We start from the raw sequence: 19,678 nt of genomic DNA, 5'->3' as shown, positions 1-19,678 counted from the left end.
ATCAATTGGTCGCCTTTTTCTTTATCTGCTTGTTCGAAGAACTAAATAGAGAGTTTATTTTCTTGTCGGGCATTTTCACGACTAATGCCCGATACCCATTTATTAGTTGGCAGGCCAGTCTTATCGGAAATCAATTTAGCACGCTTAACTACCTCTTTCCATTCAGCCTCTAATTTAGAGCCCTTAAAAGCAATTGCAACAACGTTACAGTCATGAGATTCTGGAAATAGCAGTACACGATTGCCAAAGGCTTCGCAGATATTCTGAAGATTGATATCAAAGCTCTTGTGACGTGAAAATAGGTTTACCGTCATGACGCCTGGACCCTTCAGAATGTCATAGCAGCCCTTATAAAATTCTAAAGAACTGGCAACTGGGCCATCACAAATCGCATCATACAAGTCGACTTGTACAGCATCATATTGGTTCTTATTTTTGACTGACTTCACAAAAGTTTTTGCATCGATCTGCAAGGTTTCGAGCCTACGATCATCATCGGGGGTGAAGAACATCGATCTAGCAGCAACTATTACTGCGGGATTTAGCTCAACAACCGTTGTTTTTACAGCCGGGCAATAGCGATGCTGAAATTTGGTTAGCGCGCCAGTGCCCAGACCCAGCTGGGCAATTTTCATGCCGGGCTTCGTTTCAAGGAACAAAAGCCAAGCCATCATTTGCTGGTTATATTCGAGGTAGATTTCATCAGGGTCACGAATGCGCATTGCCCCTTGGATTAATTCACTACCGAAGTGAAGATATCGAATACCACCGCTTTCTGAAAAGGTCACTGGCTCCATTGCAAATGACATTATTTAGCCCAGCGACGTGCATTACGGAATAAGCGCAACCAAGGACTTGCACCATCTGGCGTATCTAACCATTCCGGAGGACACCAGCTCATCTGAGTTGCCCGGAAAACGCGCTCTGGATGCGGCATCATGACCGTAAAACGGCCATCGGGTGTTGTAACCCCAGTTAAACCGCCTGGAGAGCCATTAGGATTTAATGGATAGATCTCAGTCGGGTTGCCCTGATGATCAACAAAGCGCAAAGCAGATAAACCTTGCTGCTCGATCTGCGCCAAATTACCTTGTTGACTGAAGTTTGCAAAGCCTTCACCATGCGCAATGGCAGTTGGTAACTGGCTGCCTTCCATGCCTTGAGTAAAGATCGATGGTGAAGCAAGAACCTCAGCCATTACTAAGCGTGCCTCGTATTGCTCTGATTGATTGCGGGTAAATTTAGGCCATGCATCAGCGCCAGGAATAATTCCTGAGAGATTGCTCATCATCTGGCAACCATTGCAAACGCCTAATGCAAAGCTGTCTTGACGATTAAAGAAGCTAGAGAATTGATCGCGCAATTGTTGATTAAACAAAATCGTCTTAGCCCAACCCTCCCCGGCTCCGAGAACATCACCATAACTAAAACCACCACACGCAATCAGGCCCCGGAAGTCATCAAGCTTAGCTTTACCGCTTAACAAGTCGGACATATGAACGTCGTAGCTGTCAAATCCAGCCCAATTAACAGCATAGGCCATCTCAACATGAGAGTTAACGCCTTGCTCTCGCAAAATAGCCACTTTGGGCCGAACATTTTTTGATATAAATGGGGCCGCTACATCTTCTGCAGGATCAAAGGTCAACTTAGGCGACATTCCTGCATCAGATAAATTATCCAAAAGACCGAATTCAGAGTCAGCACATACCGGGTTATCGCGTAAACGGGCAATTTGATAACTCGTATTAGTCCACATCTTTTGCAATAGTTCACGAGGTTCTGCAAAAATGCTTTTCGCATCGCGCCAAATTTCGATGCGGCCATTCGTATTGGGCTTACCAATCACATGGCTAAATGCGCTAAGACCTAATTTACGCAAGATCGCAAATACGGCATCGCGATCCTCTCTGCGAACTTGTATTACCGCTCCAAGTTCTTCGTTAAAGAGAGCGCGCATTGTTTGCTCATGGCGTCGACCAGAAACTTGCTGAGCCCAGTTCTTGGCATCTCCATAGTCAGCCTCTTGGCCAACATCAGCCGCGATCATATCTACATTGATAGATACGCCGGTATGTGAAGCAAATGCCATTTCTGAAACGCAAGCGAATAAGCCACCATCAGAACGATCATGGTAGGCCAGCAATTTATTTTCTTTACGTAATTCGATAATGGCAGCAGCTAGCGCCTTGAGATCCTCAGGATTATCAAGATTGGGGGCTGTTTTGCCTGATTGGTTTAAAACTTGGGCCAAGATACTGCTAGCCATACGATTTTTGCCACGGCCCAGGTCAATTAAGATCAATTCGGTTTCTAAGGCTGAGCCATCATTATTTTTTAGCTTCAATAATGGAGTAGCTGTTTTACGCACATCTTGTACGGATGCAAAAGCGGAAATAATTAAAGAGACTGGTGAAACAACCTTCTTGGCTTGACTACCATCACGCCATTCAGTCGCCATCGATAAAGAGTCTTTTCCTACCGGAATCGAAATTCCTAGGGCTGGACACAATTCCATTCCAACTGCTTTCACAGAATCGTATAACTTAGCATCTTCACCTGGAGCGCCGCAGGCAGCCATCCAGTTTGCTGAGAGTTTTACATCCTCAAGGCGACGAATATCGGCAGCAAGCAAGTTCGTAATGGCTTCACCAACCGCCATTCGCGCTGCTGCAGGGGCATCAATCACGGCAACTGGGGTACGCTCACCCATAGTCATCACTTCACCGCGATAGCCTTTGTAATCCATTAGCGTTACCGCACAATCTGCGACAGGCACTTGCCATGGGCCAACGAACTGATCGCGAGCATTTAACCCCCCAACCGTTCTATCCCCAATCGTGATCAAAAATGATTTGCTGGCAACAGTTGGCTGTTGCAATACCCAGGCAATTGATTGCGCTAAATCAGCATCGGTAACATCTAGTTCAGTAAATTCTTGTGACACACGTTTTACATCACGATGCATCCGTGGTGGCTTACCCAACAATACCTCCATCGGCATATTGATAGGTAATGAAGCATCTGTTCCCGCGTCTTGCTTTGAGTCGGCTAGTTGTAGCTGACGCTCTGTTGTCGCCTCTCCAACTACTGCGAACGGACAACGCTCACGCTCACAGAAAGACTTGAATAAATCTAAATGCTTAGACTCAATAGCCAGCACATAACGTTCTTGAGATTCGTTACACCAAATCTCTGCGGGGCTCATGCCACTCTCTTCAAGAGGAATGCTGCGCAGCTTGAACTTCGCTCCCAAACCCGCTCCATCAGCTAACTCCGGGAATGCATTAGACAGACCGCCTGCACCAACATCATGGATTGATACGATTGGATTATTGTCTCCTAGTGCTCGGCAAGCATTGATGACCTCTTGTGCGCGACGTTCCATCTCTGGATTACCACGTTGAACAGAATCAAAATCTAAGTCAGCAGTGTTGGTGCCAGTGGCAACAGAACTACCTGTTGCACCACCCATGCCAATACGCATACCAGGGCCGCCCAATTGAATTAAGAGGTGACCGGACTGAATTGCCTTTTTCTCAGTATGAATAGAGTCAATACTACCGATACCGCCCGCAATCATGATGGGTTTGTGATAACCGCGCCGTGTGCCTTCTAATGTTTGCTCAAAGACACGGAAGTAACCACCCAAAATTGGGCGCCCGAATTCGTTATTAAATGCAGCACCACCAAGCGGGCCATCAATCATGATTTGCAAAGGTGTGGCAATTCGCTCAGGCTTACCGTATTGCTCACTCTCCCATGGAAGATCAGTGCCAGGAATATTGAGGTTTGAAACTGAAAAGCCTGTTAAACCCGCTTTAGGACGCCCGCCAATACCAGTAGCACCCTCATCTCGAATTTCTCCGCCCGCTCCAGTAGAGGCGCCTGGAAAAGGCGCTATTGCTGTTGGGTGATTATGAGTTTCAACCTTCATCAAGGTATGGACTAAACGCGTAGCTTTTTCATAGCGATGATCAGCTCCCTGGGGAACCCAAGTTTCTGATTCACAACCCACCATCACCGCTGAGTTATCGGAATAAGCAACAATCGTACCTTCTGGCTGCAGTTGATGGGTATTTCGAATCATGGCAAACAAAGAACGCTCTTGATCATCTCCATCAATGGTCCAGCTGGAATTAAAAATCTTATGGCGACAGTGTTCGCTATTAGCTTGCGCAAACATGATCAGCTCTACATCACTGGGGTTGCGTTTCAAGCGAATGAAGTTCTCGGTAAGGTAGGCAACTTCATCATCAGAGAGTGCGAGACCTAATTCTTGATTGGCTTTGTCTAAAGCACCCCTACCCTCTGTTAAGACAGGTATGCGCGTTAATGGACGATCATCTAAAGTCTGATAGAGCGCATTGGCAGCATCCACTGAGTCGATAACAGCTTCTGTCATTCGATCATGAATCGCACTTAATACCAATTGAGTTTGGGCTGGGCTTAACGCTTTTTTACTCTTCCATGAAAACTGAACGCCGCGCTCAACCCTCAATACATTTAATCCGCACTGCTGGGCAATATCTGTTGCTTTACTTGCCCATGGAGATACGGTTCCAAGGCGAGGAATAACAATTGCTCCCTGTATATCGCCCGAACCTTTGCCAAACCAAGATTTACCTTGGCTAATACTAGAGACAAAAGCTTGGCCATAAGTCAAAAGGCTTTCAAGCACCTCTTGATTTTGTGTGCTCAGCTGCTGCTCAGACCAAATGAAATGTAAGTACTGAGCCTCGATAGACTCTAGAGCCACGCCTTGCGATGCTAAAGAGGCTAAAAGTCGCTGTTGACGAAAGGAGGAAAGCGCATCTGCGCCTGGCAAAAAATGGAAAAAAGACATCCCTAGATTATAAGGTTTTGCCTACAGCAGCCGCCCACCCTGAAGATGTAATTGCCGTTGGCACCGACTGGCCAAGGCAGAATCATGGGTGACCAAGACTAAAGTGGATTGACTGGCCTGATTTAACTCAAAAAGGAGCTTAATAACCCGCTCCCCACTAGCCTCATCAAGACTACCCGTCGGCTCATCAGCAAAAAGGATTTGAGGTTTGGTAATAAAGGCTCTTGCCAAGGCAACGCGTTGCTGCTCTCCTCCAGAAAGGGTTTTAGGGAAATGATTGAGACGCCCCATTAGCCCAACACGCTCCAGCCAGGCTCTAGCATCCTCTTTTACGTCTTTTCGACCAAGCAGTTGAGCTGGGAGCATGACATTTTCAAGCGCTGTTAAATGGGATAGCAGTTGGAAGGATTGAAATACAAAACTCACATGGGCTGCGCGTAGCTTTGCCCGACCATCCTCGTCTAGTTGATTTAGATCATGTCCCATCAATCTGACATTGCCAGAGCTTGGCAAATCTAAACCGGCCAATAGGCCGAGTAAGGTGCTTTTTCCCGACCCGGAGGCACCAGTAATGGCAACGCTCTCGCCTTGTGCAATATCAAAACCAATGTCGTGCAAAATAGTTAAAGCACCATCGCTTGATAGAACTTGTTGGCCAAGATGATTTGCACTTAATACGCTTGCTGGAATACTCATAAATGAATTGTTACCGCTTGACCCTTTTAATTAAGGAATTGCTACTTACAGGCTTATTTTGCCTGTTAATTCCATTTACATCTGTAGCCAATGCCAATCCTGTCATCCTAGTGATGGGTGATAGCCTTTCGGCAGAATACGGACTCCCGAGAGGTGCTGGTTGGGTCAAATTGCTAGAAGTACAGCTCCAAAAGCAAGCTAGCCCATGGAGCGTCTTTAATGCCAGTATTAGTGGTGAAACCAGTTCAGGCGGCCTCAACCGACTACCTGCTTTATTGGAATCCAAAAAGCCTGGCATTGTTTTATTAGAGCTAGGAGCAAATGATGCTTTACGAGGCCTATCTCTGGAGCAAACCACCATGAATCTACGCAAAATGATTCAATTAAGTAAAGACTCTGGGGCTAAGGTTCTATTGTTCGGCATGCAAATACCGCCTAATTACGGACAGCAATATACAAAACAATTTAAGGAGCTGTACCCTGCCCTAGCCAGTAAAGAGGGAGTTGCGCTACTGCCATTTTTTCTTGCAGGCATTGCTTCAAATAGAGAATTGTTTCAGGCAGACAATATTCACCCAAACACTGCAGCACAAAGCATTCTCTTTAAAAACGTATGGGGCGCTCTGGCCCCATATCAAAAACTACTTCAAGCGCAGTAACTATGCCCAGTTAACTTCCGGAGCCACTGTTAAGTGGCTTTAAGGGATTAATTACTTTAACGCTTGCAGCATCACGCCAGTAGGCCATAAAACTTGCAAACTCTGATTGAGCCCCTAATGCTTGAATCTGCTGGGCCTGAGCCTTATGGATCTTGTCATCCACCCCGGTAGGCTGACGCACTTGATCAACCCGATACAAGGTGGCACCTACCCCTGGGTTATTTATAGAAACCACCGCAGGGAATTTGTCTGGATTGATAGACATCACATCATCTAATGCGGGGCCAATCAAATTCGCAGGCTTATTGCGTGATACCCAAATTGGATTACCAAAGCCCGCGGAACTTTTGGGATCCTTTTCCAATACGTTGTAACGTTCAGCTGCAGCAGCAACCGCTAATTTCTCGGCGGCACGTTGACTAACTTGACGTTTTACTTCAGCAGCAACATCTTTGTAAGGCATGATCTGAGCAGGATGGAAAGTAATCACACGTGCAGATACAAAAACACCTGGCGCTGTTTGCACTGCCTCGGTATTCCGTTTGTTTTTAATAGCCTCATCACTAAACAAGGACTGCATAACCTTAGGGTTAGAAAGCGGATGATCTTTCGCTACGCCTGCTACACCACCGCGTGTTAAGCCTTTTTGAGACTGAATGCTGAGTCTTAATTTATCAGCAGCAGGCTTCAGACTGTCAGACTGGTCATAAGTAATGTTGGCAAACTGGTCAGCCTTATCGCTAAATACCTTAGCGTCCTCTTTAGGGTCGGCTTTGAGAACGATGTACTCAACGTCGACATACTCCGGGATTTCGAACAGTTTGGCATTTGCGTTGTAAAAGGCTTGCAGCTCGTCCTGACTTGGGTTGACCTTATTGAGGTAGTCCTTGGCATCAAATGCCAAAGATTGAACCTGACGCTCAGTTTCATAAAGAGTGGAAACAATTTCCGAGAGCTTTGGTGTAGCCAATTCAGTTCGGGCGACAGAATTAACAAGCTGACCAATCTTGAGATCAAATGCCTGACTTGCATAGAACTGCTCTTCATTTAAACCATTGCTTGCAAGTAATTGTTTAAAACGGGCATCATCAAAACTGCCATCTTGGCGATACAAGGCACGAATTTGCGGGATACCCTGCAAACTCTTAATCAAAGCTTCTTTACCAACTTGAAGGCGAAGATTAATTACAGCGAAACCCAAAATACGTTGCTGAAGTAATTCATTCAGAATGGCCTGTCTAAATTGAAGGCTTTGAGCAATCTGCATATTGCCGCCAACTCTTTCAGCTTGGCGCTTAGCAGCGTTATCTACTTCTTGGGTAGTAATAGGTTTGCCGTTTATCTTAACCAAGTCAGTTTCTTTGTCCATGAAGCCTGAGTAGCTCGAAATCCCAAACATTACAAAGGATGGAACGATGAATAACATCAGCACAAGCTGGAGTAATTTTTGATGCTTACGGACGGTATCGAACATGAATAAATTCGCTAGTAAATATTAGTAATGGCGCGGTAAAAAGCGCGGAACAGCATGAGTTTACTAGGCGGAGGGAATTTACTGCCAGAAAGCCAAGAAAAGGCTTCAAGATAAATACTTTGGTGGGCGCTGAGAGGCTCGAACTCCCGACATTCTGCGTGTAAGGCAGACGCTCTACCAACTGAGCTAAGCGCCCCAAAATATTACAGGTGAGATTGTAACCCAAGCAAAGATTTCTGGATGAAATACCGCCAAACGGACCCTGGATTAGAGGATTCGATTGGCGGGTTTAGATCCGCCCTCTAATTAGCTTAGTGCTTGAGAACATCCCCGGAAGGAACGTTTCCGCTTGCTTTACTGGCTTCTGACGCCTTCTTTGCCAACTCCTCAGGGGTAGGCTCAGGCAAGGCCTCTGGCATCCGCTCTAGAGCAAGTTCAAGCACTTTATCTATCCAACGTACAGGAACAATCTCTATAGCATTCTTGACGTTATCCGGAATCTCGATCAAATCCTTTACATTCTCTTCCGGAATTAATGCCAACTTAATGCCACCACGATGTGCTGCCAATAACTTCTCTTTCAAGCCGCCAATCGGCAGAACTTCACCGCGTAGGGTGATTTCACCAGTCATCGCAACATCTGAGCGAATAGGAATTCCGGTGAATACCGAAACCAAAGCGGTAGTGATCGCAATACCAGCAGATGGACCATCTTTTGGAGTTGCGCCATCAGGAAAGTGAATATGAATATCTTTCTTCTCAAAAGCTTCATCAGCAATACCAAGACGCTTCGCCCTAGATCTAACAACTGTACGAGCTGCCTCAACGGATTCTTTCATTACATCACCAATAGAGCCAGTGCGAGTGATAACCCCTTTGCCAGGCATTGTTGCAGCCTCAATGGTCAGCAGATCGCCGCCAACTTCAGTCCACGCAAGGCCTGTGACTTGCCCAACTTGATTCTCCTTACCAGCTAAACCGAAGTCATACATGCGAACAGATAAAAACTTCTCTAAATTATCTGCATTGACAACAACTGGTGCAGCCTCTTTTTTCAAGAGCAAAAGCTTAACTACCTTGCGGCAAATCTTGCTAATTTCTCTTTCTAGAGAGCGTACGCCGGCTTCACGGGTGTAGTAACGAATCATGTTACGCACAGCGCTTTCTTCAATCTTTAATTCATCCTTTTTCAAACCATTATTTTTGATTTGTTTTGGGATCAGATAATTCACAGCAATGCTAGTCTTCTCATCTTCTGTGTATCCTGCCAAGCGAATGATCTCCAGGCGATCAAGTAATGGTCCAGGAATATTCAAAGAGTTCGAGGTTGCCACGAACATGACATCAGATAGATCAAAATCTACTTCGACATAGTGATCCTGAAAGGTGTGATTCTGCTCTGGATCCAATACCTCAAGTAAGGCGCTGGCAGGATCGCCACGGAAGTCCATGCCCATCTTATCCACCTCATCCAACAGGAATAATGGATTGCGAACGCCTACTTTAGTGAGGCTTGAGAGGATCTTGCCTGGCATAGAGCCAATATAAGTTCGACGATGGCCTCGAATTTCAGATTCATCGCGAACGCCACCCAAAGCCATACGAACAAATTTTCTATTCGTAGCGCGGGCAATCGATTGACCTAGAGAGGTTTTACCAACACCAGGAGGGCCAACCAAGCAAAGAATCGGGGCCTTCACTCGATCAACTCGCTGTTGAACTGCGAGGTACTCCAAAATACGTTCTTTGACTTTATCTAAGCCATAGTGATCTTCATCCAATACTTTCTCAGCATTAGACAGATCATTATTGATCTTAGTTTTTTTCTTCCAAGGAAGATTAACCAAGGTATCAATGAAGTTACGGATGACAGTAGCCTCAGCTGACATCGGTGACATCAACTTAAGTTTCTTCAGCTCTGACTCAGCCTTTTTCAAAGCCTCCTTAGGCATGCGAGCGGCTTTAATACGCTTTTCGAGCTCCTCGAGATCAGCACCCTCTTCGCCCTCACCTAATTCTTTTTGAATCGCTTTGACTTGTTCGTTCAAGTAATACTCACGCTGACTCTTTTCCATCTGACGCTTAACGCGACCACGGATACGTTTTTCTACTTGAAGAATATCGATTTCGCTTTCGAGATCAGCTAATAAACTTTCAAGACGCTGAACAACATCAGTCATCTCGAGTAAGCGCTGCTTTTGTTCGAGCTTAACTGGTAAGTGAGCGCAAATAGTGTCGGCTAAACGGCTTGGATCATCGATACCGCCAAGCGATGAAAGAATTTCTTGTGGGACTTTTTTATTCAGTTTTACGTACTGATCGAACTGCGCCATGATCGCGCGACGAAGTGCCTCCGTCTCATGCGCGTCAATTACATTCATTGCAGTAGGCGTTGCCTCACAATTGAAATAGCCAAGGCTATCTTCAATTTGACTCACTTCAGCACGCTGAACACCCTCAACAAGCACCTTCACCGTGCCATCAGGCAGTTTTAGCATCTGGAGGATATTGGCAATACAGCCCACCTCATAAAGATCTTCGATGCCAGGCTCATCCTTAGCAGCTGTCTTTTGAGCCACTAAAAGAACGTTTTTACCGGTTTCCATGGCTGCTTCAAGCGCTTTGATGGATTTGGGGCGACCCACAAACAAAGGGATCACCATATGAGGAAACACAACTACGTCCCTTAAAGGGAGCAAAGGTAGTTGAATCGGTTCAGAGGGTAGTAATAAGTGGCCAGGCATAGGGCAATTCCTCCAAAGTAGTCAATCCTCAATAGTCTTTTTCTAGGGCTATTTAATTAAATCACCACTAAATACAGACATTATTCTTGAGTAGCATACTACCTATATGGGTAGCTCTCTGAGAAATTCAAGGGGGAAAAGTGCAAAAAAGGGGCAAAAATGCCCCCAAAATAGCGAAAACCCTGATAAATCAGGCTTTTTTGCTTAAATCCGCTTGATCGAGATCTTGTTTGTAAACCAGCAAGGGCTTTCCACCCTCAGCAATGCTTGATTCATCGATCACCACCTTCTGGACATTCTTAAGTGAAGGTAGGTCATACATCACATCCATCAAAGAGCCCTCGAGGATAGATCTAAGGCCGCGAGCACCTGTTTTGCGAGCAATTGCCTTCTTAGCAATCGCTGAAAGAGCTTCTCGGCGTACTTCAAGCTCAGAGCCCTCCATCGTGAGAAGTGCTTGGTATTGCTTAACGAGAGCATTTTTAGGCTCAGTCAAAATCTGGATTAGAGCCTCTTCATCTAGCTGTGCCAAAGTCGCCACAACAGGTAAGCGGCCAATCAATTCTGGGATCAAACCAAACTTAATGAGGTCTTCTGGCTCAACTTCAATGAGTAGATCACTGACACCGCGATCATCCTTACCTGGAACAGCAGCATTAAAGCCAATACCTGTTTTTGCTGTGCGTTGCTGAATGACTTTCTCTAAGCCATCAAATGCGCCGCCGCAGATGAACAAAATATTAGTCGTATCAACCTGCAGGAAATCTTGGTTAGGATGTTTGCGACCACCTTGTGGTGGCACCGAAGCCATGGTGCCTTCAACTAGCTTGAGTAAGGCCTGTTGGACACCTTCACCCGATACGTCACGAGTAATTGATGGGTTATCAGACTTACGTGAAATCTTATCGATCTCATCAATATACACAATGCCACGTTGAGCTTTTTCTACGTTGTAATCACAAGCCTGTAGAAGCTTTTGGATAATATTCTCTACGTCTTCACCAACATAGCCAGCTTCAGTCAAGGTAGTTGCATCAGCCATGACAAAGGGCACATCAAGCATCCGCGCAAGAGTTTGAGCAAGCAAAGTCTTGCCAGATCCTGTTGGGCCAATGAGCAAAATATTACTTTTTGCTAATTCAACTCCATCCACAATCGCCTTGGCTGGCGCTTTAGTTTCTTTTTTATCTAAGGCTTCAACAGGCTTGCCATCCTTATCCAACTTTTCCTTCTTAGGCTTTGGCAAATACTGCAAGCGCTTGTAATGGTTGTATACGGCAACTGCCAAGGTTTTCTTAGCATGGTCTTGACCAATCACATACTGATCGAGGTTCTCACGAATCTGATGCGGCGTAGGCAGCGAATCATCGCCCTCTTCCTTAGGAAGTTTCGCGATTTCTTCTTGAATGATGTCTGTACAAAGATCAATACACTCATCGCAAATAAATACCGATGGGCCAGCGATTAACTTCTTCACCTCATGCTGACTCTTGCCGCAGAAAGAGCAATACAAAATTTTGTCAGCTGAATTGGAAGTGGTGTCGCTCAAAATATTCGCTCAATTAGTAAAGTGGGGTCTAAGGCTTAGGGACGTTTTTCAATGACTTTATCGATCAAGCCATATTCACGTGCCTGCTCAGCAGACATAAAGTTGTCACGATCAGTATCTTTTGCAATGGTTTCAATTGATTGGCCTGTACGATCAGCCAAAATCTTATTTAATCGCTCACGCAAGTACAAAATCTCACGAGCCTGAATTTCAATATCAGAGGCTTGACCACGGGCACCGCCCAATGGTTGATGGATCATTACGCGAGAATTTGGCAGCGCATACCGCTTACCCTTCTCGCCAGCACATAACAAAAATGCACCCATACTAGCTGCCATACCCATACACAGAGTGCTTACGTGGGGTTTAATGAATTGCATGGTGTCGTAGATTGCCAAACCTGCAGAGACAGAACCACCCGGAGAATTGATATAAAGGGAGATATCTTTGTCTGGATTTTCGCTCTCAAGGAACAACAGCTGAGCAATGACTAGATTCGCTGTTTGATCATTCACTTCGCCCACCAAGAAAACAACACGCTCTCTTAATAAGCGAGAGTAAATGTCGTACGCGCGCTCACCTCGTCCAGAGGTTTCAATCACCATCGGAACCAGACCCAATCCTTTTGGTTCAAAATTTTCAGATTGAAAATGGTTCTGATTCATGTGTACGCCCTTTTAGATAGATGGATGGACTTAGTTTAGCTTGCTTAATTCTTCAAAGCTGATTGCTTTATCGTTCACTTTGGCCTGTGAGGTGAAATGCTTAATTACGTTGTCTTCCAAGACCAAGTTTTCGATATCTTTGAGGCGGCTTGGATTGCTATAGAACCAACGAACCACTTCTTTTGGATCTTCGTAAGTTGCAGCCTGCTCGTCGATCTCAGCTTTAATTTGATCAGCTGTAGCAGCAAGGTTATTTTTCTTGACCAAGTCACCCAAGATCAAACCAAGACGAACGCGTTTTTGGGCTTGCTCAGCAAAAATCTCTGGGGGAATTGGAGCATCTTTAGCATTAGGAACGCCGCGCTGCATGAGGTCTTGACGAGCCCCTTCAACTAAACGCTCTTGTTCAGATGCAACCAGAGATTTTGGAACATCCAACTCACATAAGTCATTGATCTTATCCATTACTTCGTTTTTCAACAATGAAGTAATACGACGCTTAACTTCGCGATCTAAATTTTGCTTAACTTCTTCACGCATCTTTGCAACGCCGCCTTCAGTGACTCCTAAGGAGAGCGCAAATGCATCATCAACTGCTGGCAAGTGTGCCCAGTTCACAGACTTTACAGTGATAGTGAACTCAGCAGTTTTGCCCGCAACGTCTTTACCGTGGTAATCAGCTGGAAAGCTTAATGGGAAAGATTTGCTTTCACCTGCTTTAAGACCCAATGTAGCCGCTTCAAATTCAGGAAGCATGCGACCTTCACCTAAAACGTATTCAAAGTTTTCTGCTTTGCCGCCCGCAAACTCAACACCATCAATCTTGCCCACAAAATCGATTACTACTTGATCCCCATTTTGTGCCGCTGTGTTTGAACCGCCATCACCATGCGGACCAGCTTCGCCGCGTGGATGGTAGTGAACTTGCTGTTTGCGTAAAACGTCAAGCGCACGATCAATCTCAGCTTCGCCAATTTCTGTAGTGTGTTTAGTCACCTCAGCTTTGCTGAAATCTCCAATCTTTACTTCAGGCAACACCTCAAAAAATGCATCGAAAACAATTTTGTCTGCATCGAGTTCACTTTTAGGCTCAAGACGTGGTTGACCAGCAAGAGCAATTCCTTCTTTTTGACTTTGCTCATAAAAGAGCTCAGAGGCTTTGTCAAATTGCAGTTCGAAATCGACTTGCATGCCGTATTGTTTTTCAACCATGTTCTTAGGCACTTTACCTGGACGAAAGCCAGCCACCTTCATAGTCTTGCCAATTTTGGCCAAACGAGCTTCACGCGCTTTTACCAAATCGGCACGAGCGAATTCCAAAGTCATTTTGCGGTCTAACGAACCTAAATTTTCTATCTGCACAGCCATTCTCGTCTCTTAATTGAAGATCTGGAAATGTGAAGTCCAAGCCAAGTAGCAATCTTGTGGTGCGAGGAGGGGGACTCGAACCCCCACACCATTTCTGGCGTCAGGACCTAAACCTGGTGCGTCTACCAATTTCGCCATCCTCGCGAATATCCGCAAACACTGCCACGCTTAAACTTCACTCTAAAGACCATAATTCTACAATGCTTAGGGCTCTAGAGGATCTTGCAGGCCTCATCAAAGGATGGGCGGGGTTGACGTGGCAACAAGCTAGAGCTGTCCCCGTATCCAATATTGAGTAAAAAGTTCACTTTTACCCTGCCATTGGGGAAAAACTCCGCATTTACCTTTTCTGCATCAAAACCACTCATGGCACCGCAATCTAGCCCCAAAGCTCTTACTGCTAAGATCAAGTAGGCACCTTGAAGGCTTGAATTTCTGAAGGCAGTTGATTGAATGAAGCCCTCTTTTCCCACAAACCAGCTCTTCGCATCTGCATGGGGAAACAATGTAGGCAGAGCCTCATAAAAATCGAGATCCATACCAACAATCGCTGTCACCGGGGCATTTCTCGTTTTATCGACATTACCAGGGTTAACGCAAGCAACTAAGCGCTCTTTTTCTGCCAAACTCTTGACGAAGACAATGCGGGCCGGATTGCAATTGACTGAGGTTGGAGCGTATTTAAACAGATCGTATATCTGCTTCAGTTGATCATCGCTTACGGATTTTTGTTGCCACGCATTGTGCGTGCGAGCATCTATAAATAATTGTTTAAGCGCAACTTGATCAATGGAATTACCCATGCATGACTCCAGTAAGTGTTTAAGTTAGTAATTAGACCTTATAGAGCAAAGCAACAGCATGAACAGCAATGCCCTCTCCTCTACCGAGATGTCCAAGGGATTCATTTGTCTTTGCTTTCAGGTTTACATGGCTCGGTGTGACAGCCAGATCTGCAGCAATATTACGCACCATCTCGGGCAAGTAATTAGCTAACTTAGGCCTCTGACAAATAATCGTGGCATCCACGTTTCCAACATGGTAGCCAGCTGCTTGAACCTTTTGTAAGGCTGCTCTGAGCAAAATGCGGCTATCCATACCTTTAAACTGAGGATCAGTATCTGGAAATAATTGGCCAATGTCATTTAAGCCTGCAGCTCCCAAGAGCGCATCTGTTAATGCATGTAATAAAGCATCCGCATCAGAGTGTCCTAGCAACCCCTTCTCGTAAGGGACATGAACACCACCAAGAATTAATTGACGATCAGCCACCAGGGCATGCACGTCATAACCTTGACCAATACGGAATTGCGGGATGTGAGAATTGCTTTGGGTCATATTATTTTTGGTGTGAACTTAATAAGCGCTCCATCAAATCCCAATCCGCAGGATTTGTTACCTTGAAGTTGCGGGATGCGCCTTCAATCAATAGTGGTTTGATGCCGGCCAATTCCATGGCACTTGCCTCATCAGTAATATCAGCCTCTAGACGTATGGCCTCGTCAATTGCAGAGTGTAGTTTCTTCAAGCCAAACATTTGCGGAGTTTGAGCTTGCCAAAGATGCTCTCGAGGAATCGTTTTTTCAGCATGAGGTAGATTACCTGCGACCACAGAATCTAAATCTGCTTGCTTTAAGGTGTCCGCCAGAGGAACTGCCAGCAGCCCTCCTGATTCAGACTGTTGTACGGCAGTGATGAGTTTCTCAATTAACTCGGGGGTGATACCAGGCCTAGCAGCATCATGAACCAATACCCAATCCTGATCCGCAAGCCCAGACTTTAGTAAAGCAGCCAAGGTATTGCGAACAGTCTCTTGTCGAGTAGGGCCACCCGTTGGCAAGAAATAAATTGGTTTATTTCCTTTGGAAAGATTTTTGAGGCTCGGGTTGTCAATAAACGCTGGAGATACCCCGATCCAGATGGATTCAATATGAGGGCATTGCATAAATGCCTCTATGGCATGAGCCAACATCGGCTTACCAGCGAGTTGCTGAAACTGCTTGGGAAGCTCTCCGCCTAAGCGCGAGCCTGTTCCTGCCGTAGGCAAGAGTGCGTGACATTTCGGGAGGGTTTGGATTCCTGAACTCATACCTGATTCTATAATGAGCGTAGATGTCTGATGCATTAAATCCAGCACCCCCCATACCCGCGCCACGGGCTGGGCAGCGCTTTACCTTTTCAGGCCTAGTTGGATCGGGAGATGCAGCTCTTTTGGCTCAAGCTGCCCTGCGCTACCGCAATGATTTCTCTGTCATGGTGGTTTTTTGTGCGCAGGCACAGGAAGCCCAAAGACTCCTAGAAGAAATCCCTAGTTTTGCGCCCCAACTTAGAGTTCGCCTACTGCCAGACTGGGAAATTCTTCCATATGATCATTTCTCACCGCACCAAGATTTAGTCTCAGAGCGCCTAGCCACTCTATATGAGTTACTAAACGGTAGCTGTGATGTTGTGTTGGTGCCTGTAACCACAGCACTGCAACGCTTAGGCCCTCCACAGTTTTTATCTGGTCATACCTTCTTCTTTAGACAAGGTGACAAACTCAATGAAGCGGCATTAAAACTGCAGTTACAGCAGGCCGGCTACGATCCTGTCAGCGCCGTGATGCGCCCAGGGGAATATAGTATTCGCGGCGGTTTAATTGATTTATTTCCCATGGGATCTACCCTACCTTACCGCCTAGATTTGTTTGGCGATGAAATTGAACAAATTCGATCTTTTGACCCTGATACCCAACGCAGCCTGTACCCAGTTAAAGAAGTTCGCTTACTTCCGGGACATGAGTTTCCCTTTAATGATGCAGCCCGGACGTCCTTCAGGGGCCGTTGGCGAGAGGTCTTTGAGGGTGATCCAACCCGCTGCTCAATTTATAAAGATGCCAATTTAGGCATCCCAAGTGCGGGCATCGAATCCTACCTGCCACTATTTTTTGAAGAACAGTCCAATCTATTTGATTACTTTCCAAGAACGGGTGATCCAGTTTGGCTGGTGAGTATTGGCAATGTAGAAGAAGCGATACGCAGTTTCTGGAAAGATACCCTTTCAAGGTATGAATTCCTCAAGCATGATTTAGATCGCCCTATTCTTCAGCCCAAGGAACTTTTTCTAGACGTTGATGAATTCTTCACCACCTCTAAACCCTTCGCACGTTTGGTTTTAGACAATGAAGAAAATAATGCAAATCAGTTTCTTCCCGTTCCCGATATCGCAGTACACCGCCGCGATGCAGATCCAATTTCTCGTTTACGAGAAGTGGTTAAAAAAGAGAGGCTTCGCGTACTGATCTGCAGCGATAGTGCCGGCCGTAAGGAATCAATCCGTCAACTATTAGAAGAGAGTAATTCCGTTACTGGCCAGGATGGCAAGGCGCTCTATCCATTGAGGCCTGAAAGCTTCGAGGGAATTGCTGATTTTGTGAAGAGCGACTCTCTCTTTGGGCTTGTCACCGCCCCGCTATTCAATGGTTTTCTCTGGCAAGCTGAAAATCTATTGGTTCTTACAGAGGCGGAGCTATTCACCTCTACCGCAAGACAAAGACGTAAGAGCAAAGGATCTGAAAGTGCCGATCCAGATATGCTTTTCAAGGATTTATCTGAGCTAAAGATCGGCGATCCAGTAGTTCATGCAGAGCATGGCATAGGACGCTATCAAGGTCTAGTGCTACTGAATCTTGCGCCACCCAAAGAGGCCCCCATCTTTGAAGAGTTTTTGCACCTTCAATATGCTGGGCAAGCCACCTTGTATGTGCCTGTTCAACAACTACAGATGGTGACTCGCTATGCAGGCTCAGATCCAGACTCGGCACCGCTTCATCAGTTGGGCTCGGGTCAATGGGATAAGGCTAAACGCAAAGCTGCTCAACAAATACGAGATACTGCTGCTGAACTTCTGGGGCTCTATGCTGCTAGAGCAATACGGAAAGGCCATGCATTTGAATTTTCAGCACACGACTATGCAGCATTTGCAGAAAGTTTCGGCTTTGAGGAAACGCCCGATCAAGCCAATGCAATTGCAGCAGTCATTGGTGATATGACCAGCGGCACCCCGATGGATCGCCTAGTCTGCGGGGATGTTGGTTTTGGTAAAACTGAAGTTGCCTTACGAGCGAGCTTTGTCGCCGTAATGGGAGGTAAGCAAGTCGCTATCTTGGCCCCAACCACTCTACTAGCAGAGCAACATGTAGCCACCTGGAAGGATCGCTTCGCAGATTGGCCGGTTCGCATTGTGGAGTTATCCCGGTTTAAAACTACTAAAGAAATTAATGCTGCTTTAGAGGCGATTGCTAAGGGCGACGCTGACATCATTATTGGAACTCACAAGCTCCTTTCCAAGGAAACGCAATTTGCAAACTTAGGACTAGTCATTGTGGACGAGGAGCATCGCTTTGGTGTTCGCCAAAAAGATGCTTTGAAGGCTTTGCGTGCTGAAGTAGATATATTGACATTGACAGCGACCCCCATTCCCAGAACATTAGGAATGGCAATGGAAGGCTTGCGCGAGTTTTCAATTATTGCGACTGCACCACAAAAGCGTTTGGCTATCAAAACCTTTGTGAGACGCGAAGGCGATGGGGTTATTCGGGAAGCTGTATTGCGTGAAATTAAACGAGGTGGTCAAGTCTATTTCCTACATAACGAAGTAGAAACTATTGAAAACCGAAAACACGCATTACAAGAGCTAATACCTGAGGCCCGTATTAGCGTAGCCCACGGCCAAATGCATGAACGAGAACTAGAATCAGTCATGCGTGAATTTGTTACGCAGCGAACTAATATTTTGCTGTGTACCACCATTATTGAAACTGGTATTGATGTACCAACTGCTAATACCATCATCATGCATCGAGCTGATAAATTTGGCTTGGCACAATTGCACCAGTTACGAGGTCGCGTTGGCAGATCACACCATCAAGCCTATGCTTACCTGTTAGTTCCTGATCCTGAAGCCCTCAGCAAACAAGCGCAATTGCGATTAAATGCCATTCAGGCAATGGAAGAGTTAGGTTCAGGTTTCTACTTAGCTATGCATGACCTAGAAATTCGGGGTGCTGGTGAAGTTTTGGGAGACAAACAATCTGGTGAGATTCATGAGATAGGCTTTCAGTTGTATACCGAGATGCTCAATCGCGCGGTGAAATCCCTGCGTAGTGGCAAAGAGCCAGACTTACTATCTCCATTACAAGCTACTACTGATGTCAACTTAGGTGTGCCTGCCCTACTTCCTGATGACTACTGTCCTGATGTGCATGAACGTTTATCTCTGTATAAACGCTTTGCAGGCTGTAACGATTTCTCTGAACTCATGGGCTTAAGAGAAGAGCTAGTAGATCGTTTTGGTGACCTACCTGATCAGGCTAAATCTTTTTATGAAACACACCGCTTAAGACTAGAAATGACTGGCTTTGGCATTAAAAAAATTGATGCGACACCAGCATCTATTCAAATTCAATTTATCCCCAACCCGCCAATCGATCCATTGAAGATCATTCAGCTAATTCAATCATCAAAGCATATCCAACTTAATGGGCAAGACAAGCTCAAAGTATTGCCTCAAAAAGACCGTGAATTTGAGAAGTTAGAACAGCGTCTTGATGCCATTCGCCAAGTTTTGCGCCGTTTAAATGAATCTGCTGTGCTTAGCCCCGCCAAAGCTAGCTAAACAAGTCTTTTTATATCCACTA

The 19,678-nt window shown here is 45.7% G+C and carries 13 protein-coding genes and 2 tRNA genes; 2 read left to right on the top strand and 13 right to left on the bottom strand.

Annotated elements, in window-relative coordinates; translation table 11 throughout:
* Positions 1–41: 41 nt before the first annotated feature.
* The 3 genes from A9236_RS04960 to A9236_RS04950 are packed head-to-tail and all read right to left on the bottom strand — an operon-like array spanning position 42 to position 5,542.
* The gene (locus A9236_RS04960) at positions 42–809 is read right to left on the bottom strand and encodes a spermidine synthase (RefSeq protein ID WP_236638707.1); all 768 of its coding nucleotides are present in this window, start codon (positions 807–809) and stop codon (positions 42–44) included.
* Positions 809–4,846 carry a phosphoribosylformylglycinamidine synthase gene (gene purL, locus A9236_RS04955; RefSeq protein WP_071465763.1) on the bottom strand — a complete coding sequence of 1,346 codons (4,038 nt, stop codon included), beginning with the start codon at positions 4,844–4,846 and terminating at the stop codon, positions 809–811. The genes A9236_RS04960 and purL overlap by 1 nt, the downstream gene beginning before the upstream one ends.
* A 21-nt stretch (positions 4,847–4,867) precedes the next feature.
* Entirely contained in the window at positions 4,868–5,542 is a 675-nt protein-coding gene (locus tag A9236_RS04950; protein ID WP_071465762.1) for an ABC transporter ATP-binding protein, read from the bottom strand.
* Between the two features lie 2 nt (positions 5,543–5,544).
* On the opposite strand from A9236_RS04950, the gene A9236_RS04945 reads away from it, so the two are divergent.
* Positions 5,545–6,201 (top strand): arylesterase, encoded by a 657-nt coding sequence (locus A9236_RS04945; protein WP_083393503.1) that lies wholly within the window; start codon positions 5,545–5,547, stop codon positions 6,199–6,201.
* Between the two features lie 10 nt (positions 6,202–6,211).
* Here A9236_RS04945 and A9236_RS04940 read toward each other — a convergent pair whose 3' ends face one another.
* The 10 genes from A9236_RS04940 to ispD all read right to left on the bottom strand — a co-directional run bounded on the left by A9236_RS04940 (position 6,212) and on the right by ispD (position 16,090).
* Positions 6,212–7,675, bottom strand: coding sequence for a peptidylprolyl isomerase (locus tag A9236_RS04940; RefSeq protein WP_071465761.1), 1,464 nt, complete (start codon positions 7,673–7,675; stop codon positions 6,212–6,214).
* A gap of 120 nt (positions 7,676–7,795) precedes the next feature.
* A tRNA-Val gene (locus A9236_RS04935) sits at positions 7,796–7,871 on the bottom strand.
* 115 nt (positions 7,872–7,986) lie between these two features.
* Complete coding sequence (gene lon / locus A9236_RS04930) at positions 7,987–10,419, bottom strand: endopeptidase La (RefSeq protein WP_071465760.1); 2,433 nt, start codon at positions 10,417–10,419, stop codon at positions 7,987–7,989.
* Between the two features lie 190 nt (positions 10,420–10,609).
* Positions 10,610–11,968, bottom strand: a complete 1,359-nt coding sequence (clpX, locus tag A9236_RS04925) for an ATP-dependent Clp protease ATP-binding subunit ClpX (RefSeq protein WP_071465759.1) — start codon at positions 11,966–11,968, stop codon at positions 10,610–10,612.
* Between the two features lie 35 nt (positions 11,969–12,003).
* Positions 12,004–12,633 carry an ATP-dependent Clp endopeptidase proteolytic subunit ClpP gene (gene clpP, locus A9236_RS04920; protein ID WP_071465758.1) on the bottom strand — a complete coding sequence of 210 codons (630 nt, stop codon included), beginning with the start codon at positions 12,631–12,633 and terminating at the stop codon, positions 12,004–12,006.
* Between the two features lie 30 nt (positions 12,634–12,663).
* Positions 12,664–14,001 carry a trigger factor gene (tig, locus tag A9236_RS04915; RefSeq protein WP_071465757.1) on the bottom strand — a complete coding sequence of 446 codons (1,338 nt, stop codon included), beginning with the start codon at positions 13,999–14,001 and terminating at the stop codon, positions 12,664–12,666.
* 57 nt (positions 14,002–14,058) lie between these two features.
* Positions 14,059–14,145: transfer RNA gene (locus A9236_RS04910), tRNA-Leu, on the bottom strand.
* A 68-nt stretch (positions 14,146–14,213) separates the two neighbouring features.
* Positions 14,214–14,804: a malonic semialdehyde reductase gene (locus tag A9236_RS04905; protein WP_071465756.1), complete on the bottom strand. Its 591-nt coding sequence runs from the start codon at positions 14,802–14,804 to the stop codon at positions 14,214–14,216.
* Between the two features lie 31 nt (positions 14,805–14,835).
* On the bottom strand, positions 14,836–15,339 hold the full coding sequence (gene ispF / locus A9236_RS04900; protein ID WP_071465755.1) for a 2-C-methyl-D-erythritol 2,4-cyclodiphosphate synthase: 504 nt from the start codon (positions 15,337–15,339) through the stop codon (positions 14,836–14,838).
* A 1-nt stretch (position 15,340) separates the two neighbouring features.
* Positions 15,341–16,090, bottom strand: coding sequence for a 2-C-methyl-D-erythritol 4-phosphate cytidylyltransferase (ispD, locus tag A9236_RS04895; RefSeq protein ID WP_071465754.1), 750 nt, complete (start codon positions 16,088–16,090; stop codon positions 15,341–15,343).
* A 23-nt stretch (positions 16,091–16,113) separates the two neighbouring features.
* On the opposite strand from ispD, the gene mfd reads away from it, so the two are divergent.
* Positions 16,114–19,656 carry a transcription-repair coupling factor gene (mfd, locus tag A9236_RS04890; protein WP_071465753.1) on the top strand — a complete coding sequence of 1,181 codons (3,543 nt, stop codon included), beginning with the start codon at positions 16,114–16,116 and terminating at the stop codon, positions 19,654–19,656.
* Positions 19,657–19,678: the final 22 nt, after the last annotated feature.

Origin of the sequence: Polynucleobacter sp. QLW-P1DATA-2 (assembly GCF_001870365.1) — a bacterium.
In the GTDB taxonomy this organism is placed as follows: Bacteria; Pseudomonadota; Gammaproteobacteria; order Burkholderiales; family Burkholderiaceae; genus Polynucleobacter.
This window is presented reverse-complemented; position numbering and strand designations above follow the sequence as displayed.